Genomic DNA, 21,513 nt, shown 5'->3' with positions numbered 1-21,513 from the left:
CCGTCGTCAGAGCGTCGAGATCGTGCGGTTCTCGATCCGGAGGACGCCGTCGCACTCGGCGAGGAAGTCCGCCTCGCCGTGCATCGTCAGCAGAACGGTGACGCCCTGGGCCACCCGCTCGCGGAGGACGTCCTTGACGACCGCGACGCTCTCCGTGTCGAGCGCGGTGAACGGCTCGTCGAGGAGGAGCACCTTCGGGTCCTCCATCAGAGCCTGCGCGAGGGACAGCTTCTGCTTCATCCCCGAGGAGAAGGTGCGGACCGCTGAGCGCCCCGTGCTCTGCAGACGTACCGAGGCGAGCGTCGCGCGGATCTCCTCGATCCCGATGCGCCTGCGGATCGCGGCCAGTCGCAGGAGGTTCTGCTCCGCGGAGAGGCCTGCGATGTAGGCGGGGCCGTCGATCGTGATCCCGAAGCCGACCGGGAACGTCCGCCCTTCCGGCGAGATCGAAGGGTCGACGCTGATGCTGCCCGAGTCCGGCCTGAGGAAGCCGCAGAGCAGTCGCAGCAGGACCGACTTCCCGGAGCCGTTCGGACCGAGGAGGGCGTAGAGCCCGCCTCGGCGCAGCTCGAACGCGACCTCGTTGTAGAGCAGATTCCCGCGGATGCTCTTGGACACACCCTCGACCGTGATGGCGTTCGTCATGAGCGACCTCTTTCTGTTCGTGGATGCCTCTCGACCAGTCGAGACGCGATGGCTGCTGCGACGAGGACGATGCAGGCGCTCCCCAGCGCCAGCGCCGTCCCGTGGAGGACGCTCGGCCAGCCCTCCGCGCTCCGCCACAGACCCGCGATGCCGAGCGGGTTGCCCTCGAGGAGCTCGCTCGGCAGGAAGGCCAATCCGGCCGAGAACGCCGCGGGGGCAGCGCCCGATCCGGCGAGCGGCGCGAAGGCGGAGGCGGCGACCGCGACCAGTGTCAGCTGCAGCGTTCCGTTGACCAGGAGCTGATAGCCCACCACGGGGTCGGCGAAGGACGCGAGCTCGCCGGGGGCGCCTCGCAGGAGCGCCTCGGCACCGGCCAGAGCGCCGACGAGCGCGCTCACTCCGAGTGCACGGGCGAGGAGCCCTGCGCCGAGTCGCCGATTCCGAGCGCCGCTCGATCCGTACCGGATCAGCTCGCAGCGGAGGATCGGGCGTCGGGGATCGAGCTCGCTGAGCTGCCAGGTCATCGCGAAGCCCGTGACGACGAGGACGGAGAACAGGGTGGGGGCGAGAGCGCCCGCCGGGCCCGCGAAGAGAGGACCGAGGACTCTCCCCTCGACCCCGGGTGCCGGATTCCCCTCGGAGACCGACTGGGGCCCCGTCGGCCCGAGCGCGGCCGTGCCGAGGAGGAGGACGTACGCCGCCCATCCGGCACCCCAGGACCGCGCCGCTCCGGACAGCCGGCGATCCTGGACCCGGACGGCGCCGAGGAGGACGACCTCGATCGAGAGGAGGACGACGGCGGCGGCCAGCACGCCGAACGGCCGCCCGAGGTGGAGCGAGGAACTGGAGAGGAACGCCGAGCTGACGGCGGAGTCCCTCGGGAGTCCCCCCGCCGCCGAGACGGCGAACCAGCCGAGCAGCACCGTCGCCGCCGGCCCGACGAGGACACTCCCGCCTGAGAGCACCCAGCAGGCGGAGAGGAGGGACCCGATCGTCGCGAGGAAGAGCAGGAGGAGCGGGAGCTGGAGCAGCACTCCGACGGGCGGGGGCAGCGCGACGTCCGAGAGCAGTGCACTCACCGATCCGGGCACGCGCGCGACGTCGTTCGCCAGCCCGAGGGAGCACACCCAGCACGTCGTCAGCACACCGAACAGGACGACCGCAGCACTCACCGTGTCGCTGCGCAGGAGGACGAGGAGCACGTTCTTGAGGGATCCGGCCCGGATGCACACGGATTCCGGAGGAAGGGACCTCGACGCCAGGAAGAAGGCGATGCACCACGGCGCTCCCAGTCCGTAGCAGACGAAGAGCGGGTCGTTCACGACTTCGACCGCCACGTCGACGAATCCGAACGAGGAACCCGACGCGGTCCAGAGCATCCGCTGGTGGATCGAGTACGCGGCGGCAGCCGCGAGGGCCCAGCCTGCGAGCAGCAGGCGGACACGGCGGGAGAGCGAGGCGATCATGTCAGCGCCGGGAGTCGCTGGGCTCTTCCGAGGATCCGCCGTGCGGCGAGAACCGTCGCGGCTCCAGCGACCGCGAGCGGCAGGACCATGATGCCGATCGGCGCCTGATCGAGACCGAACGGGAAGGCTCCGTACATGAATCCGAGAAGTGGATGGTCGACCAGAGCGACAGCCATCGTCTCGACGAAGAAGACCACTGCGGGCAGCACCATCGCCAGCCCCAGGTTCTTCAGTGCGACCAGTGCGAGCACACCGGCCACCGCCGTGATCGCACCCCAGGCACCCAGCACCGAGGAGTAGCCGATCAGGTACACCGGCCAGCCGAAGGCGAGCAGCTGCGAGTAGTTCACGCGCTCCAGGGCGTTCCGTTCCACCTCGTCCGGTGCGAGTCCGTACACGACCGGATCGATGAAGGGCGCACCCAGCTCCGGCCAGATCCCGAAGGCGATCAGTCCGGGAAGGAGTGCGGCGACGAAGCCGAGCACGAATCCTCCGAGGGCGACACTCATCATCCGGGTCGCCAGGTAGGACCGGAGATCCGTTCGCGCGCGGACGAGGACGACGAACCTGTTCCTGATCTCGGCAGCGGTGCCGCTGCAGCAGGCCGTCGTGATGAAGACGGGGAAGAGGATGATCATCGGGGAGATCATGAACTGGGAGTAGACGTCCAGCTCATCGCGGTAGACACCGCCGCCCACCTCCGCCAGCCCGAGAGCCGTCGGACCGACGACGAGGATCGCACCGAGGAGCGCCTGCGGCCAGCGCAAAGACGACCGCAGATCGGTGAGGACCAGCGCGAAGCGCGAAGGCACGGTCGTGTCGATGGTCGGGCTCCGGCTCTACCAGGCCTGCCACTGACCGCGAACGTGCACCTGATAGATGGTGAAGGGGGTCGTTCGAAGCGCGGACGTGAGAGTCTCGGTGCCCGCCTCATAACTGTTCGGGAGCCCGTGGACGATGTTGTCGTCGGTGATCGAGAAGATCTTCGTGCCTCTGTAGCAGTTGACGAGCGCCTGGCACATCTGCGCGTCCATCTTGTAGTCGCTGCCGATCTCCCGGAGCTGGATGGTGCCGTTCCGATTCGACTCGTATTTCGTCTGGTAGGTGGTCGACGTCGGCGACTGGAACCCGCCGGCGTTCTTGTCGAAGCTGTCAGCGAAGACGTTCGCCTGCGCCGTCGCCGCCATCCCGACGCTCAGCAGGATTGCTCCTGCGATGGAAGCGATTCGTGTCGATCTCTTCATGGCCGTCCCTCGATCCGTCGGTCGGACCCAGCGCCGCGACCACATATATATGACCATGAAGCGAGGAAATTTCACAGACCCCTCTTCAGGGCACACGGTCTCAGCGAGATGCCACTTGTGCACGCGACACGCCGTGAAAGGCGTGCACAAGTGGCATCTCGCGGACAGGACCGATGGGTCGGCCTAGGGCATAGGTAAGGTAAGCCTCACCAAACCCGGCGGTGCGTCCGCCCACAGCACGGAGGCTCCGCATGGCCCGCTCGTCCGCCCCGACCCGCCCCACCGATCCGCAGGTCGTCACCGTCGAGGTCGTCCGCACCGCGCGCGTGACGCCCGGGATGCAGCGCGTCACCTTCGGCGGGCCCGGGGTCGCGCTGCTGCATCCGCTCGGGCACGACCAGTGGTTCCGCCTCTTCCTGCCGCGGCCCGGGCAGGAGGCGCTGCGGCTGCCGACCCGCTCGAGCGCGCTCTGGTACGCGCAGTACCTCGCGATGCCGAAGGCGCAGCGGCCGTTCGTCCGCAACTACACTGTGCGCCGCTATCGGGCCGAGGGCGCCGACGGCGGACCCGAGATCGACGTCGACTTCGTCGTGCACGGCGAGCCGGGGGAGGCGGGGCCCGCCGTGACCTTCGCGCTCACCGCCGCGGTCGGCGACCGGGTCGGCATCCTCGACCAGGGGCTCGGCTACCGCCGGGCCGACGGCTCCGACTGGTGCCTGCTCGTCGCCGACGAGACGGGACTGCCGGCGGTCGCGGGCATCCTCGCCTCGCTCCCCGAGGATCGCGCCGCGCACGTCTTCCTCGAGCTGCCCTCCGAGGCGGATCGCCAGCCCGTCGTCGCCTCCGACGCCGTCACCCTGCACTGGCTGCCCCGCGCCGACCCGCACGCCCGCCCCGGCGAGCACGCGCTCGCCGTCCTCCGCGACGCGACCCTGCCCGCGGGCCGCCCCTCCGTCTTCGCCGTCGGCGAGTCCTCCCTCGCCACCGGCGCCCGCCGCCACCTCGTGGCCGACCGCGCCGTCGACAAGCGCGCCATCACCTTCATCGGCTACTGGCGCCACGGCGTCGCCGCCCCCTGACCGGCGCCTCCGCGAGATGCCACTTGTGCACGCGACACGCCGTGAAAGGCGTGCACAAGTGGCATCTCGCGGAGAAGCGTCAGACCTCGCAGCCGGCGAAGAGGACGTCGGGGGAGGAGATGAGGTCGTCGAGGGTCAGCAGGCGGGTGAGGTCGTGGCCGGCGGCCAGGGCGTTCGAGCGCTCGAGGTCGGTCTGCGGGGCCAGGCGGCCCTCCATCACGCCGCCGAGGGCGCGGACGGCGCAGGCCGCGACGACGCCCTCGGGCGTGCCGCCGATGCCGAGCACGAGGTCGACGCTGCCGGAGGGATCCGCGGCCTCGATGGCGACCGAGACGTCGCCCTCGCCGCGCAGGGACAGCGCGACACCGGCCTCCCGGAGGGCCGCGATCAGTCCGGCGTGCCGCGGCTTGTCCAGCACGGCCACCACGAGCTCGGAGACCGGCTTGCCGAGGGCGTCGGCCAGCCGCCGCGCGTTCTCGGCGGGCGGCAGATCCAGCCCGACGACCCCCGCTCCCGCGCCGGAGCAGACCAGCTTGTCCATGTAGAACACGTCGCGCGGATCGAGCATCGTGCCGCGCGGAGCGAGCGCGATCACGCAGACCGAGCCGGGGATCCCCTCCGCCGTCAGCCGGGTGCCGTCGAGCGGGTCGACCGCGACGTCGCAGGAGGGGGAGTGGGCGCGCCCGAGCCGCTCGCCGTTCGCGAGCATCGGAGCGTCGTCCTTCTCGCCCTCGCCGATCACGACGACGCCCGCGAACGGCGCCTCGGCGAGCACCGCGCGCATCGCCGCGACCGAGGCCGCGTCGGCGGCGAGCTTGTCGCCGCGTCCGTACCAGCCGCGCGCCGCCTCCGCCGCCGCCCGGACACTCGCGGCCACCGCCTCCCGCAGCTCGGGGGAGTAGGACGGCGACGCGATCAGCCGGACGTCGCTCACGCGCGCGCCGGCTGCGAGGTCGCGGTGCGGACCAGGCGCTCGAGCGTGCGCAGGCCGTCGGAGGACAGCACCGATTCCAGATGCCCCTGCACGGAGGCGACTCCCTCCCCGCGCAGCGCGTCGACGATCCCGGTGGCGGGGTCGCGCGAGATCTCGAGATCGAGCAGCGGGGTGCTCGACACGTCCGCGTCCGCGACCGAGGAGAAGGTGTTGTAGAAGCCGATCGCCGCGTCCTCGCCGAACACGTCGACCGCCAGCCGCACGCCCTGACGGGGCGCGGGCAGCGGCTCGACCGGCAGCCCCGCCAGCAGCGAGAGCATCTGGTGGCTGAGGCAGACGGCGAGCATCGGCCGCTCCGAGGCGAGCCGCTCGGTCATCAGGGCCCGCAGGCGCGCGATCCGCGGCTCGGAGTCGTCGCGCGGGTCGCCGGGGCCGGGCCCGAACACCACGAGGTCGTCGCTCAGCACGTCCTCGACGCTCGACCAGCGCTCGACCCGGGCGTCCATGCCGAGGTGGCGCAGCTGGTGCGCGAGCATCGTCGTGAACTGGTCCTCGTTGTCGACGATGAGCGCCGTGTGGCCGGCGAGGCCCTCGATGTGCTCCGGCGCCTGGGGCCGCAGCCAGAACGAGGCGAGCCGCTCGTTGCGCGCCTCGAGCGCCTCCTGCACGCCGGGCTGCGCGTTGAGGTCGATCGCCGGCGGGATGTCGCGGTGGGGGAGCAGCCCCAGCGCGGAGAGCACCCCGGACGCCTTCGCGCGGGTCTCGGCGACCTCGCCCTCCGGCGTCGAGTGCCGCACGAGCGTCGCGCCGGCCGGCACCGTGAGCCGGCCGTCCTCGCGGAGGTACGCGGTGCGGATCAGGATCGGCGCGTCGACCGTGTAGCCGTGCTCCTCCGGCTCGAACAGGGCGAGGACACCGGAGTAGTAGCCGCGCGGCTCCTTCTCGTACTCGGCGATCACGGCGCAGGCGTTCTCCATCGGCGAGCCGGTGACGGTCGGCGCGAACATCGTGAGTCGCAGCACCTCGCGGACGTCGAGATCGGTGCGCCCCTCGAGCAGGTACTCCGTGTGGCTCAGCCGTGACATCTGCTTGAGGAACGGGCCGAGGATCCGCCCGCCGTTCGGGCAGACGGCGCTCATCATCTTCATCTCCTCGTCGACCACCATGAAGAGCTCCTCGCTCTCCTTGACGTCGGCGAGGAAGGCGAGCACCTCGGCGCCGGTCGGGCCGGCCGCGGGGTGGCGGAAGGTGCCGCTGATCGGGTTCATCATCGCCACGCCGTCGCGGACCGAGACGTGGCGCTCGGGCGTCGCGCCGACAGCGGTGACGGCCGGCGAGCCGTCGGCACCCGGGGTGTGGATGGCGAAGGTCCAGTAGGCGCCGGACTCGTCGGTCAGCAGCCGGCGGAACCAGGCCAGCACCGCCTCGACGGCGGGAGCGTCCGTGTGGGCGACGAACGCGCGGTTGATGACGAAGTTGGCGCCCTCGCCGCGGCCGATCTCGTCGTCGATGACCCTGCGCACGATCTCCGCGTACTCCTCGTCGGGCACGTCGAAGCCGCGCTCCTCGACCGGGATCTCGCGCTCGGGTAGCAGCCGCAGCACCTCGGCGAGCGGCACGCTCTCGCGCTCGCGCACCACGAGGTTGCGCAGCGGGGCGCCGTCGTCCTTCGCCGCGAAGCCGCGCTCGCGCACCTGACGATAGGGCACGAGGGTCAGCACGTCGGCGCCGTCGAGCGGGATGTCGGCGAGGCCGTCGACGTCGACGACGTCGCCGGTGAAGACGTCGACGTCCGTCCGGCCCTGCCGGAGGACGACCGCGAACGGCAGCGTTCCGTCGGAGGCGAGGATGCGGGAGAGGAGCGAGGTCATCGTGGTCCTTGGGTCGGGGTGTCCCTCACCCGGGCCCCGACATGCAGAACGACCGCCCGGTCGAGGCGGTCGTGTGCGAGAGGAGTCTGCGCGTCGGCCTGCCTAGGAGGCGGGCCACCAGGGGCGGAGGGTCGACGTGAGCACGGGGGAAGTCTAGGGGAGGCGCCGCTCGGGCGGCCACCCGCTCAGGCGGTCGCGGCGTCGGGCGCCGGGTCGATCCGCTCCGTCGACTCGCCGCGGAGCGTGCGCAGCAGGAGGGTCGCCCCGGCCGTCGCCGCGGGTGTCGCGAGCACCGCGCCGCCCGGGATCAGGAAGGCCAGGTACACCGCGATGCCGAAGCCGAGGGACACCGCGCGGCGCTCGCCGAGGAGCCGGCGGCGATCGCGCAGTGCGAGTCCGCGGGCGTCGCCGGCGAATCCGGTCAGCTCGAGGGCGAGCGCCCGGCCGCCGACGAGCGCGCCGGCGACCAGCCCGACCACCTGCCCGATGACCGGGATGATCCCGAGCAGCACCAGCACGACGCCGATCGCCAGCGAGGTGCCGACCAGCACCGAGGAGTCGCGCAGTGTGCGCCCGAGTCCGCGCCAGAAGCCCGTCTCGTGCTCGTCGGGCACGCCGCCGAGCTCGTTCTCGACGCCGCGCCAGATCCGCTCGTAGAAGGGGTCGCCGACGAGGAGGGTGACCGCGGCGAAGAGGACGACGCCGAGTGCGACGATCGCGCCGACCGCGGCGATCGAGAGCAGGAGGCGGACGGTGCCGGCCGAGGCCTCGTCCCAGCCGTCCACGAACGGCGTCAGCGCGCGCACCACGGCGTCGATCCGGGTGAGCACGAGCACCAGCACGCCGACGAAGACGAGGCCGACGATCAGGGGCGGGATCGCGCCGAGGAGCATCGCCCGGGGCGAGCGGACCCAGGTGCCGAACCCTCTGCCGAAGAGCCGTGCGCCGAGGGCCAGGTCGCGGAGGATCGCCATGGCTCGATCCTCGCAGAAGCGCCGTTACGCGATCGATGCAGAGCGCCGCGCCGCGGGGGATGTGCGGACGCTCAGGCCGCTGATAGACATCAGCCAGGCGCCACGGGGGCAGCTTCGGCGCCGATCCCGCTTCCACATTCTCGAGAAGGAATACATCCATGTCTCTCCGGGGGACCCCTCTCCGCTCGCGCTCGCGTCTCGCGTGCCTCACCCTCGCCGTCGGCCTCGCCGCCGGTCTCCTCGCGCCGGGGGCGGCCGCGAGTGCCCGTGTGGAACCGACGCCGTCGGCGAGTCCTGCGGCGGAGTCGGCAGCGGCTCAGGCCGCCGAGCCGGCGCCGACCACCGCGCCGACCACCGCGCCGACCGCCGCGCCGTCGTCCGCACCCGCCGCGACCGCCGTGCCGTCTCCGGCACCCGTCGCGAGCGACGACACCGACCCCTCCTGCCCGGACGGCGAGCGGGCGGTCGCGATCGACTTCGACGCGATCACCGTCGACTGGACGGCCGCACCCGGTTTCGCGTCCGTCGCGCTCCCGGAGGCGTCGTTCCCGGACTGCGCCGCGTCGGCGGACATCGTCCTCGTCGCGGAGGGCCCCGACGGCGAGTACTCCGGCGGCATCGGCGTCACGGTCCCTGTCGAGCGGGACGGCAGCGCGCCGCAGACCGCCCTGGTCCCCGCGCCGGCCGGCCCGCGCACCGTCCTGGTGACCACGAAGCTCTACGGCCTGCGCGGCGGGTCGTTCATCGATCTCGCCTCCGAGCAGTGGCGCTCCGCAGCGGGTACGGCCCTCGACCCGTCGACCGCCGACACCGCCGTGTCGCTCGACGGTGAGATCTCGATCGCCACCGCCCCCGGGAAGCTCACGCTGTCGGTCCCGCCCCGAGCGAGCACCGGCCGCTACGACGAGGCGAACATCGGCTACTTCGTGACCCAGGACAACGGCGTCGGTGTCGCACTGGACACCGTCGAGCAGGTCCCCGCCGAGGGCCTGCCGGCCCGCACCATCGAGGTCGCTCTGCCGTACACGGCCGACTGGACCGTCTCGGTCCAGACCTCGGGGGTGAACGAGGGCGTCGAGATCTTCCGCAGCGAGATCCTGCGCGAGACCCTCCGGGTGCAGAGCGCCTTCGACTCCTGCGCTGACGGCCTCGACCGCTCCCAGGCGAACGAGCCGTTCACGGTCGACGCCGTCGGCGGAGTGGGCACCATCGCCGTCACGGTCGGCGCCCTCGCGCTGCCCGACTGCTTCGACGAGGTCACCCTGCGCGTCCTGGTCAAGAAGTTCAACAACGACGACGAGCAGGAGGGTGTCGAGCTCGGTCCGCTGCAGAGCGACGCCACCTTCGACGGCGCGACGGTGCGCGGCTCGTTCGCGCCCGGTCGCTACTTCGTCGTCGTCCTGGTCTCGGCCGCGGTGGACGGCGAGTACGACGGGCTGTTCCAGGTCTTCGATCCGAGCGTCAACATCGCCGACGATCAGCGGGAGCCGATCGTCGTGACCGCCGCCGCGGCGTCGACCGCGACCGCGACCGGCGGCCGGCACCTGGCCGCCACCGGTGTCGAGACGGCGGGCGCCGCCTCCGGTGCGGCCGCCCTGCTGGCCCTCGGCCTCGTGTCGCTCGTCGCGGCGCGTCGTCGCCGGAGCGCGCAGCAGTCCTAGCCGCTGCAGACGAAGGGCCCGGGAGCGTCTGCTCCCGGGCCCTTCGTGCGTCCCGCCTCGTGCGCTCGCCTCAGGCCAGCGCGAACGGGGCGAGCAGCCCCGTCATCTCCTTCGGGCGCGGCGCCGCGAACTCGTCGCGGCGCGAGGTCGTGACTCCCATCGCGACGAGGCCCTCGACCAGCCGGACGGCGCTGGCGACCCCGTCGATCACCGGGACCCCGAGCTCGTGCGAGAGATCTCGGCAGAGGTCGGCCATCCCCGCGCAGCCCAGGACGATCACGTCGGAGCCGTCCGTCGCGAGCGCGGCCGCGCACTCCTCGAGGATCACCCGGCGCGCGTCGGAGTGCGGGTCGTCGAGCTCGAGCACCGGGATGTCGCAGGCGTGCACCCCCGCGCAGGCCCGGTCGAAGCCGGCCCGGTGCGCGATGTCCCAGGCCCGCCCGCTGGTGCGCGAGAGCGTGGTGACGACGCTGAAGCGCCGGCCGACCAGGGTCGCCATGTGCATCGCGGCCTCGGCGATGCCGATCACCGGTCCGCGTGCGAGCTCGCGGGCCGCGTCGATCCCCGGGTCGCCGAAGCACGCGACGACGTAGCCGTCGCTCCCCGCCGCGTCGCCGCGGACGATCTCGTGCAGCAGCCCCGGGACGGCGAGCGCCTCGTCGTAGTGGCTCTCGATCGAGGCCGGCCCCATCGGCGGAGTGACGGCGAGGATCTCGGTGCCGACCGAGGCGACGGACCGCGCGGCGCGGCCGATCGCCTCCGTCATGTGCTCGCTGGTGTTCGGGTTGACGACGGTGATGCGCACGGCGCTCCTCGGGGTGCTGCGGGGGTGGGACGGGGGAGAGGCGGTCAGACCGTGCTGCCGTCGCTGACGTTCGCGAGGTCCTCCTCGAGGCGGCCGATCCGCGGGGAGCGGCGCTCGAGGACGGCCATCGCGACGAAGCCGAGGCCGCAGCCGAGGAACCAGCTGTAGTCGCCCAGCCAGGTGAAGGACGGACCGCCCGCATCCTCGATCCAGCGCGGGACGAGCACGGAGAGGACGGAGGGGAGGCCGCCGATCACGGTGGCCCAGACGGCGTTGGGATTGAAGCCGCGGGAGAACCAGTAGCGGCCCTTCTCGCTCATCGTGTAGAGGTCGTCGACCCAGACGCGCTGACGGCTGACCAGGTAGTAGCCGGCGATCAGGACGCCGAACAGCGGGCCGATCAGGGCGCCGAGGATGCCGAGCGTGTAGTGGATCGCGGTGTCGTTGGAGTACCAGTTCCACGGGGTGAGCAGCACCGAGCCGACGGCGGCGATCATGCCGCCCATCCGCCAGCTGATCTTCTTCGGGTTGACGTTGGAGAAGTCGAACGCGGGCGAGATGAAGTTGGCGACGATGTTGATGCCGATCGTCGCGATGACGAAGGTGAGCCCGCCGAGCAGGACGGCGAACCAGGTGTCGATCCGCTCGACGGTCTCGATCGGGTCGGTGATCAGCTCGCCGAAGACGGGGACCGTCGCGGAGGCGGTGATCACGGTGAGCAGCGAGAAGAAGAGGAAGTTGATCGGCAGGCCGAGGAAATTGCCCTTCTTCACCGCTCGGTAGCTGCGGGCGTAGCGGGAGAAGTCGCCGAAGTTCAGCATCGGACCTGAGAAGTAGGAGACGACCAGTGCGACGGCCGAGATCATCACCGGGATCGAGGCGCCGAGGTCGAGGGGCTCGCCCGAGCCGAGGTTCAGCGAGATGTTCTCCCAGCCGGCCTGCGAGACGAGGTAGATCGCGAGCACGAGCATCACCACGTAGACGGCGGGGCCGGCCCAGTCGATGAAGCGGCGGATCGACTCCATGCCCCGCCAGAACAGCGCGGCCTGCGCGACCCAGAGGATCGAGTAGGAGAGGTAGCCGAGGGCGGAGAGGCCGAGGAAGGAGGCCTCGGGGGTGTTCCAGGAGGCCATCGCCGGGAAGAACTTGAGGAACACGATGTTGAGGGACTGCGCAGCGAGGTAGGTCTGCACGCCGTACCAGGCGATGGCGATCAGCCCGCGGATGATCGCGGGGATGTTCGCCCCGCGGACGCCGAAGATCGCCCGGTTGATCACCGGGTAGGGCACGCCGGTGACCTGGCTGGGCTTCGCGACGAGGTTGCAGAAGACCTGCACGATCACGATGCCGACCACGAGGGCCACCAGCACCTGCCAGCCGGCGAGGCCGAGCGCGAAGAGCGAGCCGGCGGTGACGTAGCCGCCGACGCTGTGCACGTCGGACATCCAGAACGCGAAGATGTTGTAGCTCGACCAGCGCTGCTTGACGAGCGGAGCGAGGTCCTCGTTGGCGAGGCGGTCGTCGTAGCCGGGCTTGACGAGCGAGGGGCCGGCGAGCCCGGCGCTCTCGGCGGGCGGCGCGGTCGACGGGTCGATGCGGGGTGCGGTGGCGCGGTCGGTCATGGTGGATCCACCTCTCGGGCGGGCGTGCGCGGGTGGGCGCACGGAGCGGATGTGTCAGGGTGGTCGAGGCGGTCGGCCGTGGCGATCGGCCGCCTCCGCGCGAGCGGTGGGCTGTCGGATCGTGTGAAGTGATGACTTCACACGGGAGAACCTAGGGCTCCGCCGGGCCGCGTTCGTTTCGCCCCCGTTACAGCTGTGTGACGATAACCGAGGAGAGGACGGCGTCCCGCATGCCCACCGACGAGACCGCCCGGGATTCCGCGGTCTCCGCGGCTCCGGACGTCGTCGCCGCGCTTCCCGGGGCGGTCGGCGAAGGCGTCGGCGCGCGCCTGCGCGAGCTGCGTCTCGCGTCAGGGATGTCGCTGCGCGCGCTCGCCCGCGAGCTCGGCATCTCGGCCAGCGCCGTCTCGCAGATCGAGCGGGGAGCGATGCAGCCGTCGGTCGGGCGCCTCATCGCGATGGTCGGCGCTCTCGGCGTCCCGCTCTCCGCCGTCTTCGACGAGACCGCCGCCGGCGGCGCGGCGGCCGGTGGGCCGGGCGCGCCGAGCGGCGGAGAGGACCCGGGGGCGACGACGGCCGTGGTCCGCGCGGGCGAGGTCGCTCCCGTCCTCCTCGAGGGCGGCGTGCTCTTCCGCCGGCTGGCGCCGCAGCCCGTCGACGCGGTCGACTTCTTCGAGTCGACCTATCCGCCGGGGGCGACCTCGACCGCGCAGCGCCGGTTCCTGCGCCACGACGGGATCGAGATCGGGACCGTCACGCTCGGCGAGCTCACCGTCGAGTTCGAGGACGAGACCGTCGTCCTCGCGGCGGGGGACGCGATCACGTTCCCCTGCGAGCGCGGTCACCGGATGATCAACCGCGGCGCCACGACGGCCGTCGCGACCTGGCTGATCGTCCACCGCTGACGCGGCCCGCGGGACCGCCATCCCGGTATGGCACAGTGACAGCATTCCTCCACAGGGGGGAGGTGCCGGGTGCCTGTCCACATCCCCGGGGGATCCGGTCGGCGGGCCCGCCGCGATGTCGGTGCCGCCTGGTGTGCTGTGCGCCTCGAACGATTGGTGCGGAACATGGACGGACGACAGAACAGGCGAGATGACGACGGATGCCCCCGCTGGTGCGCGGGGGAGCACGACGAGATCGAGTGCCCCGAGGAGCGGCTGCACCGCTCCCGGGCGCAGTCGCTCCCGCTCGTGCTCTGGTGCGGTGAGGGTGCGGCGGGCGAGCCCGTCGCCGCCGTCGTGCACGTCTCGCTGTGCCGGCCCGGCGGCCGGGGCGAGGAGCGGCTGCGCCTCGAATCCGACGGTCTCGGCGCGGTGGACCTCGATCTCAGCGCGGCGGCGCGGCTGGCGCGCGGCGTCGAGGCGACGCTGCGGCTACTCGGTCCCGGCGGCGCCGGATGAGCGGGGCGGGTTCGGCGGCAGCAGGTCGGAGAGCTCGATGTCGAGGGCCTCGCAGAGGGCGAAGAGCGTCTTCAGCTGCGGGTTCGCGGGCGAGCCCGGCTTCGACTCGCCCTTCTCGAACTTCTGGTAGGTGTAGCCCGCCAGTCCGGCGGCGTGGGCGATGCGCTCCTGGCTCTCGCCCTTGGCCATCCGGGCGCGGTGGAGGTTCGTGCCGAGCTCGCGGGCGTAGGTCATCCAGTCGCGTTCGGGGTCAGGTGTGGACATGCTCGCCAGCTTCGGAGAAGAATCGTCCGCGGTCACCCATACGCGCGTGGGTAATTGCCGATGGTCATACGTGCATGACCCTCGTCGAGGGGGAGGGGCCTCGGGGGGCGCCGGGGACCCCGGAGGCCTCCGAGGCCAGCGCCTAAGATGGCCGGGTGCCAGTGAACCCCGACCTCACCGAGCGCGTGTTCGCGCCGACGGAGCCCTACCAGGTGGGCCGCGAGAAGGTGCGCGAGTTCGCGCGCGCCGTCTCCGCCGAGTCCCCTCTCCACCTCGACCCCGCGGCCGCGCGCCGTGCCGGCTACCGCGACGTCGTCGCCCCGCCGACCTTCGCCGTGGTGGTGCAGGAGCTCACCCTCGCCCAGCTGCTCGCCGCGCCCGACGCCGGCATCGACTTCAGCCGGGTCGTCCACGGCGACCAGCGCTTCAGCTACTCGCGCCCCATCGTCGCGGGCGACGAGCTGACCGCGACCCTCTCGGTCGCGAGCATCAAGCAGCTCGGCGCGCACTCGATGATCACCACGCAGTCGACCATGGTCGACGCCGACGGCGCCCACGTCGTCACCGCCCTGTCCACCCTCATCGTCAGGGGAGACGAATGAGCGCCGAGCGCCCCGTCCTGTCCGAGCTCACCGTCGGCGACGTCGTCGGCGAGCGGCGCTTCCACCTCGAGCGCGGCTCGCTCGTGCGCTACGCGGGTGCGTCGGGCGACTTCAACCCGATCCACTACCGCGACGACGTCGCGGCCGAGGTCGGGCTGCCCGGCGTGCTCGCCCACGGCATGCTGACGATGGGCACCGCCGTGCAGGTCGTCGTCGACTGGGTCGGCGATCCCGGCCGTGTCGTCGACTACCAGGTCCGCTTCACGCGGCCCGTCGTCGTCGACCCCGAGGAGGGCGCCGAGCTCGACGTCGTCGCGAAGATCGGCGCGATCGACGCCGAGGCGGGCATCGCCCGGGTCGACCTCGCGGTGACCTTCGGCGGCCAGGCCGTGCTCGGCAAGGCCCAGGCGCGCGTCTCCCTGGCCTGATCGCCCGATGACGACTCCCGCCCTCTCCTCTCTCACGACGCTGCGCGTCGGCGGAGCGCCCGAGCGCCTGCTCGAGCCGGCCACCGAGGCCGAGCTGGTCGCCGCCCTCCTCGAGGTGTGGGCCGACGACGAGCCCTGGCTGCTGCTCGGCGGCGGCTCCAACCTCCTCGTCGGCGACGACGGAGTCGAGGGGACCGTGGTGCGCGTGCGCACGACCGGGATCGAGCGGCTCGAGACGGACCGGCCCGGCGCGGTCCACCTCCGCGTGCAGGCGGGCGAATCCTGGGACGGCCTGGTCGCCGCCACCGTCGAGCGCGGCTGGGCGGGAATCGAGGCGCTCAGCGGCATCCCCGGGACGGTCGGCGCGTCGCCGGTGCAGAACATCGGCGCCTACGGCCAGGAGCTCTCCGACACCCTCGTCGCGGTCGACTTCCTCGACGAGGGCGCGCAGGAGCCCGTGCGGCTGACGGCGGCCGAGCTCGAGCTGGGCTATCGGACGTCCGCCGTCAAGCAGGGTCGACGCGGCGCCGTCCTCGCCGTCGAGTTCGCCCTCGAGGACGTCGGCGGAGCGGGTCTCGGTGCTCCCGTCGCCTACGGTCAGCTCGCCAGTGCGCTCGGCGTCGAGCTGGGCGACCGCGTGCCGCTCGCCGAGGTGCGCGCGAGCGTGCTGCGGCTGCGCGGCGCGAAGGGGATGGTGCTCGATCCGGACGACCCGGACACCGCCAGCGCCGGCTCCTTCTTCACCAACCCGATCGTCACCGTCGCGGCCGCGAGCGGCCTGCCGCCGACCGCGCCGCGCTGGCCGGAGACTCCGGCGAGCGACGCCCCGCTGGTGACCGCCCTCGCCGACGTCGAGGCGGGGGCGCCGATCCGGCTGCCCGCCCCGACCTCGCCCGACGCGCTGGTCAAGCTCAGCGCCGCCTGGCTCATCGAGCACGCCGGGATCGCCCGCGGCTTCTCGCTCCCGGGCTCGCGCGCCGCGGTGTCGAGCAAGCACACCCTCGCGCTCACGAACCGCGGCGGAGCGACCGCCGAGCAGATCGCCGAGCTCGCCCGCTACGTGCAGGGCCGCGTGCTCGCCGAGTTCGGCATCCTGCTGCACCCCGAGCCCGTGGTGGTCGGCACCACCGTCTGACACCGCGCGGCACGGACCGCGCGCCACGGACCGCGCGGCGCGCGCCCCCGCCCTGCGGTGAACGGCGGGTCTCGATACGCCCCTGCGGGGCTACTCGACCACCATGATGATCGCCCTCGTCGAGCGGCCCTCTCATGCTGATCGAGTAGCCCGCGGAGCGGGCGTATCGAGATCCACCGGCGTCAGGACGATGGTCTGCAGACCCGTCCTGCTGGCGCCGCCGGGTCTCGATACGCCCCTGCGGGGCTGCTCGACCAGCATGCGTGCGTCAGGCGTCGCGGCGGATCCAGCGGAAGGTGAGGCGGCTCGCGATCAGGCCCAGCACCAGCCAGATGCCGAGGGCGATCGCGACCCCGGTCAGGTCCCAGTCGCCGTTGACCTCGGCCTGCTCGAAGTCGGCCGGCAGGAAGACCGCCCGCATGCCCTGCGCGATCCACTTGAGCGGGAAGACGCTCGCGATCGTCTGCAGCCAGTCCGGCAGGGTCGTGAAGGAGAGATAGGACCCGGAGACGAACTGCAGCACGAGCAGCGGCGGGACGATGACGGCCGTCGCGCTCTTCCCGGTGCGGGGGAGGGCGGAGACCGCGATGCCCAGGATCGCCGAGGTCGCCACTCCGGCCAGATAGATCCAGGCGAAGGTCGCCCAGCGACCGCCGTCGGTCGGCAGCGGCACCGAGAAGACGGTCGCGGCGACCGCGAGCAGCAGCCCCGTCTGCGCGACGCTCGTCACGAGCACCTGGCCGAACTTGCCGAGGAAGTAGCTCAGGACGGGCAGCGGTGCTCCGGCGAGGCGCTTGAGCGTGCCGTCGCCGCGCTCGATGGCGATGTCGACGCCGAGGTTCTGCACCCCGGAGAGCAGGATGCCCGCCGCCGCGAGTCCCGGCACGTAGTACTCGGCCATGCTGATGCCCGGGTCCTGCGGGTTCGCCTGCATCACCGCGCCGTCTCCGAACGCGACCGAGAAGATCGCGAGCAGCAGTACCGGGAAGAGGAAGGTGAAGAACACCTGGTCCGGCGCGCGGAAGTACGAGCGCACCTCGTAGCGGGCGCGGGCGGCGCCGAGCCGGAGGGTGCGGCCGACACCGGTGCGCAATGCGGGGCGGGGGGCGGCGACGGCGCTCATGCCGGCTCTCCGATCACATCGAGGGCGGTGTCTCCGGCGCGGTCGTCGCGGATGAGGTCCAGATAGATGTCCTCGAGGCTGGGCCGGAGGACCTCGAGCGCCGTCGGCTCGCCGAGGCGGGCGCTCAGCTCGGCGACCACGCGGGCCGGCTCCGTGGTGCGGAGGCGACGCCGCGCGCCGTCCTCCTGCCACTGGACGATCGGCACGCGGGCCTCCTCGCCGCCGATCTCGTCCATCCGCCCGATCGCGAGGAGCCGGCCGCCCGCGATGACCGCGGCCCGGTCGGCGAGGTGCGCGGCCTCGTCGAGATAGTGCGTGGTGAGCAGGATGGTCGTGCCCTCGCTCTTGAGCAGTGCGACCAGGTCCCAGAACGCGTGCCGCGCCTCCGGGTCGAAGCCCGTCGTCGGCTCGTCGAGGAACACCAGCTCCGGACGGCCCACGATGCCCAGGGCCACGTCGACGCGGCGGCGCTGCCCGCCGGAGAGCTTGCCGATCCGCGAGCGCGCCTTCGCCGTGAGGCCGACCGCCTCGATCGTCTCGTCGACGTCGCGCGGGCTCGGGTAGAGGCTCGCGAAGTGGGCGATCTGCTCGCGGACCGTGGCGTTGCCCGATTCGCCGCTGGACTGCAGCACGATCCCGAGCCGCGACTTCCAGGCGAGGTCGCCGTGCCGCGGATCGACGCCGAGCACCGACGCCTCGCCGCCCGAGCGGTCGCGGTAGCCCTCGAGGATCTCGATCGTCGTCGACTTGCCCGCCCCGTTGGGCCCGAGCAGCGCGAACGTCTCGCCGCGCGCGATCTCGAACGACACCCCGGTGAGGGCGGGCGCACCCCCGTAGTCCTTCCGCAGGTCACGGACACGAACGGCGTCGTCAGGCGTCATCCCCCCAGCGTGCCCTGTCCCACCCCCCGAGCACAGTCATCCGCCCCACGAGACGCCACTTGCGCCCACCCCACCCGGCGTGTCACGCCCCAAGAGGCATCTCGCGAACCCCCACACCCCTGGCACAGACACGTCCCGCGTGGCGCGGCAGCAGGGCCGAGCGCAACCGGCGATTCGCGTGCCAGCGAATCGTCGTGCGCGGACGCAGAACGCTCTGCGGAACGCGCCCACCTCCGCAAGCCGACTGCGGCTGATCGACGACGAAGGAGGAGATCAGCTCAACGAAACAGCGCTTGAAGGCGCTTCGCGCCTTCAAGCAGGGCGTCGTCGCCGAGTGCGTAGGAGAGGCGCAGGTACCCGCTGGGTCCGAAGGCCTCGCCGGGGACGGTGGCGACCTCGGCCTTCTCGAGGATCAGGTCGGCGAGCTCCAGCGAGGTGGTGGGCGTGACGCCGTCCCACTCGCGGTTCAGCAGTCCGCGGACGTCCGGGTACACGTAGAACGCGCCACCGGGGGTCGGGCAGTCGACGCCGTCGATGGCGTTCAGCGCGTCGACGATCGCACGGCGGCGGCGGTCGAAGGCGAGGCGCATCTCCTCGGCGGGCTCCTGCGGGCCGGTGAGGGCGGCGATCGCGGCGCGCTGCGAGATGTTCGAGACGTTGCTCGAGAGGTGGGACTGCAGGTTCGAGGCGCCCTTGATCGCGTCGGCAGGACCGACCATCCAGCCCACGCGCCAGCCGGTCATCGCGTAGGTCTTGGCGACGCCGTTGACGAGGATCGTGCGGTCGCGCAGGGCGGGGACGGCCTCGACGATCGAGGTGGCGCGGGTGAGCGGGCTCGCGTCGTCCTGGCCCTCGGCCGCGTAGACCAGGTTCTGGTAGATCTCGTCGGCGATCACCCAGAGGCCGTGCTCCTCGGCCCACTCGCCGATCTCGCGGGTCTGCTCGGCGGAGTAGACCGCGCCGGTGGGGTTCGAGGGGGAGACGAAGAGGAGGACCTTGGTGCGCTCGGTGCGCGCCGCCTCGAGCTGCTCGACCGTGACGAGGTAGCCCTGGTCGGCCCCGGCGAAGACGTCGACCTGGACGCCGCCGGCGAGCTTGATCGCCTCGGGGTAGGTGGTCCAGTAGGGGGTCGGGACGAGCACCTCGTCGCCGTCGTCGAGCAGGGTCTGGAACGCCTGGTAGACGGCCTGCTTGCCGCCGTTGGTGACGACGACCTGCGACGCCTCGACGGCCCAGCCGGAGTCGCGCGCGGTCTTCTCGGCGATGGCCTCGCGGAGGTCGGGCAGACCGGCCGCCGGCGTGTACCGGTAGTTCCTCGGGTCGAGCACCGCGGCCGACGCGGCTTCGACGATGTGCTGCGGCGTGGTGAAGTCGGGCTCGCCCGCGGCGTAGGAGATCACCGGCCGCCCCTGGGCCTGGAGGGCCTTCGCCTTCGCGTCGACCTTGAGGGTCGCGGACTCGGCGATGGCGGCGATGCGGGCGGAGATGCGCGTGGTGGAGGACACGACGGCCAGCGTATCGCGCGGGCGCGGGGGCCTCCAGGCGACGGGTCGCGCCCGGCTGGACACGTCCAGCGGGTCCACGTACACTCGTCTGCGGTAGTCGAACGCTGCCAGGATTCACAGCGCCCGAGGCGGTTGCTGAGGCTCCCGAAGACGTTCGACTCCTCCTCGGATGCTCGCAACGGCATCCATAGGGCGGTGGCTCAATTGGTAGAGCAGCGGTCTCCAAAACCGCAGGTTGCAGGTTCGAGCCCTGTCCGCCCTGCACATCGATGCCCGTCGCACGCGGTCCCCGCGATGCAGCGGTCATCGGTCCAGGACCGCCCACGGGCGGTCGGCCACACCGGAGGTTCCGGTGCGGGAAAGGTGCGTGCAGGTGGCCGGGAAAGCAGTCGACGAGCCGAGCGAGGACGTCGTCGCGATCGCCAATCAGCAGCGCGAGGCGCGGCGCAGTCCGTTCGCGCGCATCGCCCTCTTCATCCGGCAGGTCATCGCCGAGCTGAAGAAGGTCGTCACGCCGACGCGCAAGGAGCTCGGCAACTACGTCGTCGTGGTCCTGATCTTCGTCGTGATCATGATGGCGCTGGTGTCGCTGCTGGACTGGGTGTTCGCGCTCGCCGTGACCTACGTGTTCGGCACACCGGCGTCCTGACCCCCGCCACCCGACCCGGGAGCGTCCCGTCCGCACGAGCGGGGGACGCCGACGGCAGCGGCACGCGAATCCCGACGGGACGCGGCCGATCGATCGAGAGAGAGTTACGAGTGTCTGACAGAAACCGCGACGACGTCGACTGGGCCACCGCCGCCGAGCAGTCGTCCGAGGTCGACGAGGTTCAGGAGGGCGACACTCAGATCCAGGCTGAGGACGCCGTCGAGCCCGCCGAGGAGGGCGCCCTGAGCGTCATCGACGAGAACGAGTCCGAGGACGACCTCGCGTCGGACCTCGAGGCCGCGCTCGACGCGATCGGCTCCGTGGACGACCCCGAGGCCGACTCGGCCGTCGATGAGGCAGCGCACATCGACACCGTCGAGGAGGCCGAAGCGGCCCTCGAGGCCGTCGAGGACGAGGCCGAGGTCGCAGCGGAGGACGCGGAGGCCGAGGGCGAGGACCTCGCCGACATCGACCCGTACGAGGCGTTCCGCGCCGAGCTGCGCGGCAAGATGGGCAAGTGGTACGTCATCCACTCCTACGCGGGCTTCGAGAAGCGCGTGAAGTCGAACATCGAGAACCGCAAGGTCTCCCTCGAGGCCGAGGACTACATCTTCGAGGTCCAGGTCCCGATGGAGGACGTGGTCGAGATCAAGAACGGCCAGCGCAAGATGGTCACCCGCGTGCGCATCCCCGGCTACGTGCTGGTGCGCATGGACCTCAACGAGGACTCGTGGTCGGTCGTCCGCCACACGCCGGGCGTCACCGGGTTCGTGGGCAACGCCCACAACCCGACGCCGCTGCGCTTCGAGGAGGCCTTCACGATGCTGAAGAGCCTGGTCGAGATCAAGGAGGTCGCGCCGTCCAAGACGGCCGGCGTCAAGGGTCAGAAGCAGGCGCAGCGCGTGCTGCCCGCCGAGGTCGACTTCGAGATCGGCGAGACCATCACGATCAAGGAGGGCTCGTTCGCGGGTCTTCCCGGCTCGATCAGCGAGATCAAGCCCGAGAGCGGCAAGCTCACGGTCCTCGTCTCGCTCTTCGAGCGCGAGACCCCGGTCGAGCTTTCGTTCGATCAGGTCACCAAGCTCTGACGACGGGCCCCCGTCCGGCCGAGGCCCTTCCTGCACTGTCGGGGAGGGCCTCGGCCGTGTAAGCTCGTACGGGTTTTCGTGTCGGCGCCCGTCCGCGTGCGCGTCGACCGACCCTCCTCCACCGCGATCCGGCT

22 protein-coding genes and 1 tRNA gene are annotated in these 21,513 nt (G+C 71.8%); 10 read left to right on the top strand and 13 right to left on the bottom strand.

Features of this window, described 5'->3' with window-relative positions; translation table 11 throughout:
- Positions 1–6 precede the first annotated feature (6 nt).
- From C1I64_RS12250 to C1I64_RS12235, 4 genes are read right to left on the bottom strand one after another with little or no spacing between them, the layout of a single operon-like run.
- A complete protein-coding gene (locus C1I64_RS12250; protein ID WP_127887394.1) occupies positions 7–645 on the bottom strand; it encodes an ATP-binding cassette domain-containing protein in 639 nt (212 codons plus the stop codon).
- Positions 642–2,111 (bottom strand): hypothetical protein, encoded by a 1,470-nt coding sequence (locus tag C1I64_RS12245; protein WP_127887393.1) that lies wholly within the window; start codon positions 2,109–2,111, stop codon positions 642–644. Before C1I64_RS12245 ends, C1I64_RS12250 begins: the two co-directional genes overlap by 4 nt.
- Positions 2,108–2,923 carry a hypothetical protein gene (locus C1I64_RS12240; protein WP_127887392.1) on the bottom strand — a complete coding sequence of 272 codons (816 nt, stop codon included), beginning with the start codon at positions 2,921–2,923 and terminating at the stop codon, positions 2,108–2,110. Before C1I64_RS12240 ends, C1I64_RS12245 begins: the two co-directional genes overlap by 4 nt.
- Before the next feature lie 27 nt (positions 2,924–2,950).
- The gene (locus C1I64_RS12235) at positions 2,951–3,355 is read right to left on the bottom strand and encodes a hypothetical protein (protein ID WP_127887391.1); all 405 of its coding nucleotides are present in this window, start codon (positions 3,353–3,355) and stop codon (positions 2,951–2,953) included.
- 251 nt (positions 3,356–3,606) lie between these two features.
- On the opposite strand from C1I64_RS12235, the gene C1I64_RS12230 reads away from it, so the two are divergent.
- Positions 3,607–4,434, top strand: coding sequence for a siderophore-interacting protein (locus tag C1I64_RS12230; protein WP_127887390.1), 828 nt, complete (start codon positions 3,607–3,609; stop codon positions 4,432–4,434).
- 79 nt (positions 4,435–4,513) lie between these two features.
- Here C1I64_RS12230 and C1I64_RS12225 read toward each other — a convergent pair whose 3' ends face one another.
- The 3 genes from C1I64_RS12225 to C1I64_RS12215 all read right to left on the bottom strand — a co-directional run bounded on the left by C1I64_RS12225 (position 4,514) and on the right by C1I64_RS12215 (position 8,213).
- Positions 4,514–5,368, bottom strand: a complete 855-nt coding sequence (locus C1I64_RS12225; protein ID WP_164874534.1) for a fructose-bisphosphatase class II family protein — start codon at positions 5,366–5,368, stop codon at positions 4,514–4,516.
- Positions 5,365–7,239 carry an anthranilate synthase family protein gene (locus C1I64_RS12220; RefSeq protein ID WP_127887388.1) on the bottom strand — a complete coding sequence of 625 codons (1,875 nt, stop codon included), beginning with the start codon at positions 7,237–7,239 and terminating at the stop codon, positions 5,365–5,367. The genes C1I64_RS12225 and C1I64_RS12220 overlap by 4 nt, the downstream gene beginning before the upstream one ends.
- 185 nt (positions 7,240–7,424) lie before the next feature.
- Positions 7,425–8,213, bottom strand: a complete 789-nt coding sequence (locus C1I64_RS12215; RefSeq protein ID WP_127887387.1) for an EI24 domain-containing protein — start codon at positions 8,211–8,213, stop codon at positions 7,425–7,427.
- 158 nt (positions 8,214–8,371) lie between these two features.
- On the opposite strand from C1I64_RS12215, the gene C1I64_RS12210 reads away from it, so the two are divergent.
- Positions 8,372–9,874, top strand: a complete 1,503-nt coding sequence (locus C1I64_RS12210) for a hypothetical protein (RefSeq protein ID WP_127887386.1) — start codon at positions 8,372–8,374, stop codon at positions 9,872–9,874.
- Positions 9,875–9,944: 70 nt separating this feature from the next.
- Here C1I64_RS12210 and C1I64_RS12205 read toward each other — a convergent pair whose 3' ends face one another.
- Positions 9,945–10,679 carry an aspartate/glutamate racemase family protein gene (locus C1I64_RS12205; RefSeq protein ID WP_127887385.1) on the bottom strand — a complete coding sequence of 245 codons (735 nt, stop codon included), beginning with the start codon at positions 10,677–10,679 and terminating at the stop codon, positions 9,945–9,947.
- 44 nt (positions 10,680–10,723) lie between these two features.
- Positions 10,724–12,301 carry an NCS1 family nucleobase:cation symporter-1 gene (locus C1I64_RS12200; RefSeq protein WP_127887384.1) on the bottom strand — a complete coding sequence of 526 codons (1,578 nt, stop codon included), beginning with the start codon at positions 12,299–12,301 and terminating at the stop codon, positions 10,724–10,726.
- Positions 12,302–12,531: 230 nt separating this feature from the next.
- Between C1I64_RS12200 and C1I64_RS12195 the strand changes: the two genes are divergently transcribed.
- Positions 12,532–13,206: a helix-turn-helix domain-containing protein gene (locus tag C1I64_RS12195; RefSeq protein WP_127887383.1), complete on the top strand. Its 675-nt coding sequence runs from the start codon at positions 12,532–12,534 to the stop codon at positions 13,204–13,206.
- A gap of 165 nt (positions 13,207–13,371) precedes the next feature.
- Positions 13,372–13,704, top strand: coding sequence for a DUF6907 domain-containing protein (locus C1I64_RS12190; protein ID WP_127887382.1), 333 nt, complete (start codon positions 13,372–13,374; stop codon positions 13,702–13,704).
- On the opposite strand, the gene C1I64_RS12185 is transcribed toward C1I64_RS12190, so the two are convergent.
- A complete protein-coding gene (locus C1I64_RS12185) occupies positions 13,678–13,968 on the bottom strand; it encodes a helix-turn-helix domain-containing protein (RefSeq protein WP_123447830.1) in 291 nt (96 codons plus the stop codon). The two genes, C1I64_RS12190 and C1I64_RS12185, sit on opposite strands and share 27 nt — an antisense overlap.
- Positions 13,969–14,123: 155 nt before the next feature.
- Between C1I64_RS12185 and C1I64_RS12180 the strand changes: the two genes are divergently transcribed.
- The 3 genes from C1I64_RS12180 to C1I64_RS12170 are packed head-to-tail and all read left to right on the top strand — an operon-like array spanning position 14,124 to position 16,133.
- Entirely contained in the window at positions 14,124–14,570 is a 447-nt protein-coding gene (locus C1I64_RS12180) for a MaoC family dehydratase N-terminal domain-containing protein (RefSeq protein WP_127887381.1), read from the top strand.
- Positions 14,567–14,998: a MaoC family dehydratase gene (locus C1I64_RS12175; protein WP_127887380.1), complete on the top strand. Its 432-nt coding sequence runs from the start codon at positions 14,567–14,569 to the stop codon at positions 14,996–14,998. The genes C1I64_RS12180 and C1I64_RS12175 overlap by 4 nt, the downstream gene beginning before the upstream one ends.
- A 7-nt stretch (positions 14,999–15,005) precedes the next feature.
- On the top strand, positions 15,006–16,133 hold the full coding sequence (locus tag C1I64_RS12170) for a UDP-N-acetylmuramate dehydrogenase (RefSeq protein WP_127887379.1): 1,128 nt from the start codon (positions 15,006–15,008) through the stop codon (positions 16,131–16,133).
- Positions 16,134–16,401: 268 nt separating this feature from the next.
- Here the strand turns inward: C1I64_RS12170 and C1I64_RS12165 are convergent, their stop codons facing one another.
- The 3 genes from C1I64_RS12165 to C1I64_RS12155 all read right to left on the bottom strand — a co-directional run bounded on the left by C1I64_RS12165 (position 16,402) and on the right by C1I64_RS12155 (position 19,642).
- Positions 16,402–17,256 (bottom strand): ABC transporter permease, encoded by an 855-nt coding sequence (locus tag C1I64_RS12165; protein ID WP_123447826.1) that lies wholly within the window; start codon positions 17,254–17,256, stop codon positions 16,402–16,404.
- Positions 17,253–18,137 carry an ABC transporter ATP-binding protein gene (locus C1I64_RS12160; protein ID WP_127887378.1) on the bottom strand — a complete coding sequence of 295 codons (885 nt, stop codon included), beginning with the start codon at positions 18,135–18,137 and terminating at the stop codon, positions 17,253–17,255. The genes C1I64_RS12165 and C1I64_RS12160 overlap by 4 nt, the downstream gene beginning before the upstream one ends.
- 278 nt (positions 18,138–18,415) lie before the next feature.
- Positions 18,416–19,642 (bottom strand): pyridoxal phosphate-dependent aminotransferase, encoded by a 1,227-nt coding sequence (locus C1I64_RS12155; protein ID WP_127887377.1) that lies wholly within the window; start codon positions 19,640–19,642, stop codon positions 18,416–18,418.
- Between the two features lie 189 nt (positions 19,643–19,831).
- On the opposite strand from C1I64_RS12155, the gene C1I64_RS12150 reads away from it, so the two are divergent.
- The 3 genes from C1I64_RS12150 (at position 19,832) to nusG (ending at position 21,379) form a co-directional block, all read left to right on the top strand.
- A tRNA-Trp gene (locus C1I64_RS12150) sits at positions 19,832–19,904 on the top strand.
- Between the two features lie 111 nt (positions 19,905–20,015).
- Positions 20,016–20,291: a preprotein translocase subunit SecE gene (gene secE / locus C1I64_RS20125; RefSeq protein WP_123447877.1), complete on the top strand. Its 276-nt coding sequence runs from the start codon at positions 20,016–20,018 to the stop codon at positions 20,289–20,291.
- A 110-nt stretch (positions 20,292–20,401) separates the two neighbouring features.
- Positions 20,402–21,379, top strand: a complete 978-nt coding sequence (gene nusG / locus C1I64_RS12145; protein WP_123447823.1) for a transcription termination/antitermination protein NusG — start codon at positions 20,402–20,404, stop codon at positions 21,377–21,379.
- Positions 21,380–21,513 lie beyond the last annotated feature (134 nt).

The organism is Rathayibacter festucae DSM 15932 (assembly GCF_004011135.1).
Classification (GTDB): Bacteria; Actinomycetota; Actinomycetes; order Actinomycetales; family Microbacteriaceae; genus Rathayibacter; species Rathayibacter festucae.
This window is presented reverse-complemented; position numbering and strand designations above follow the sequence as displayed.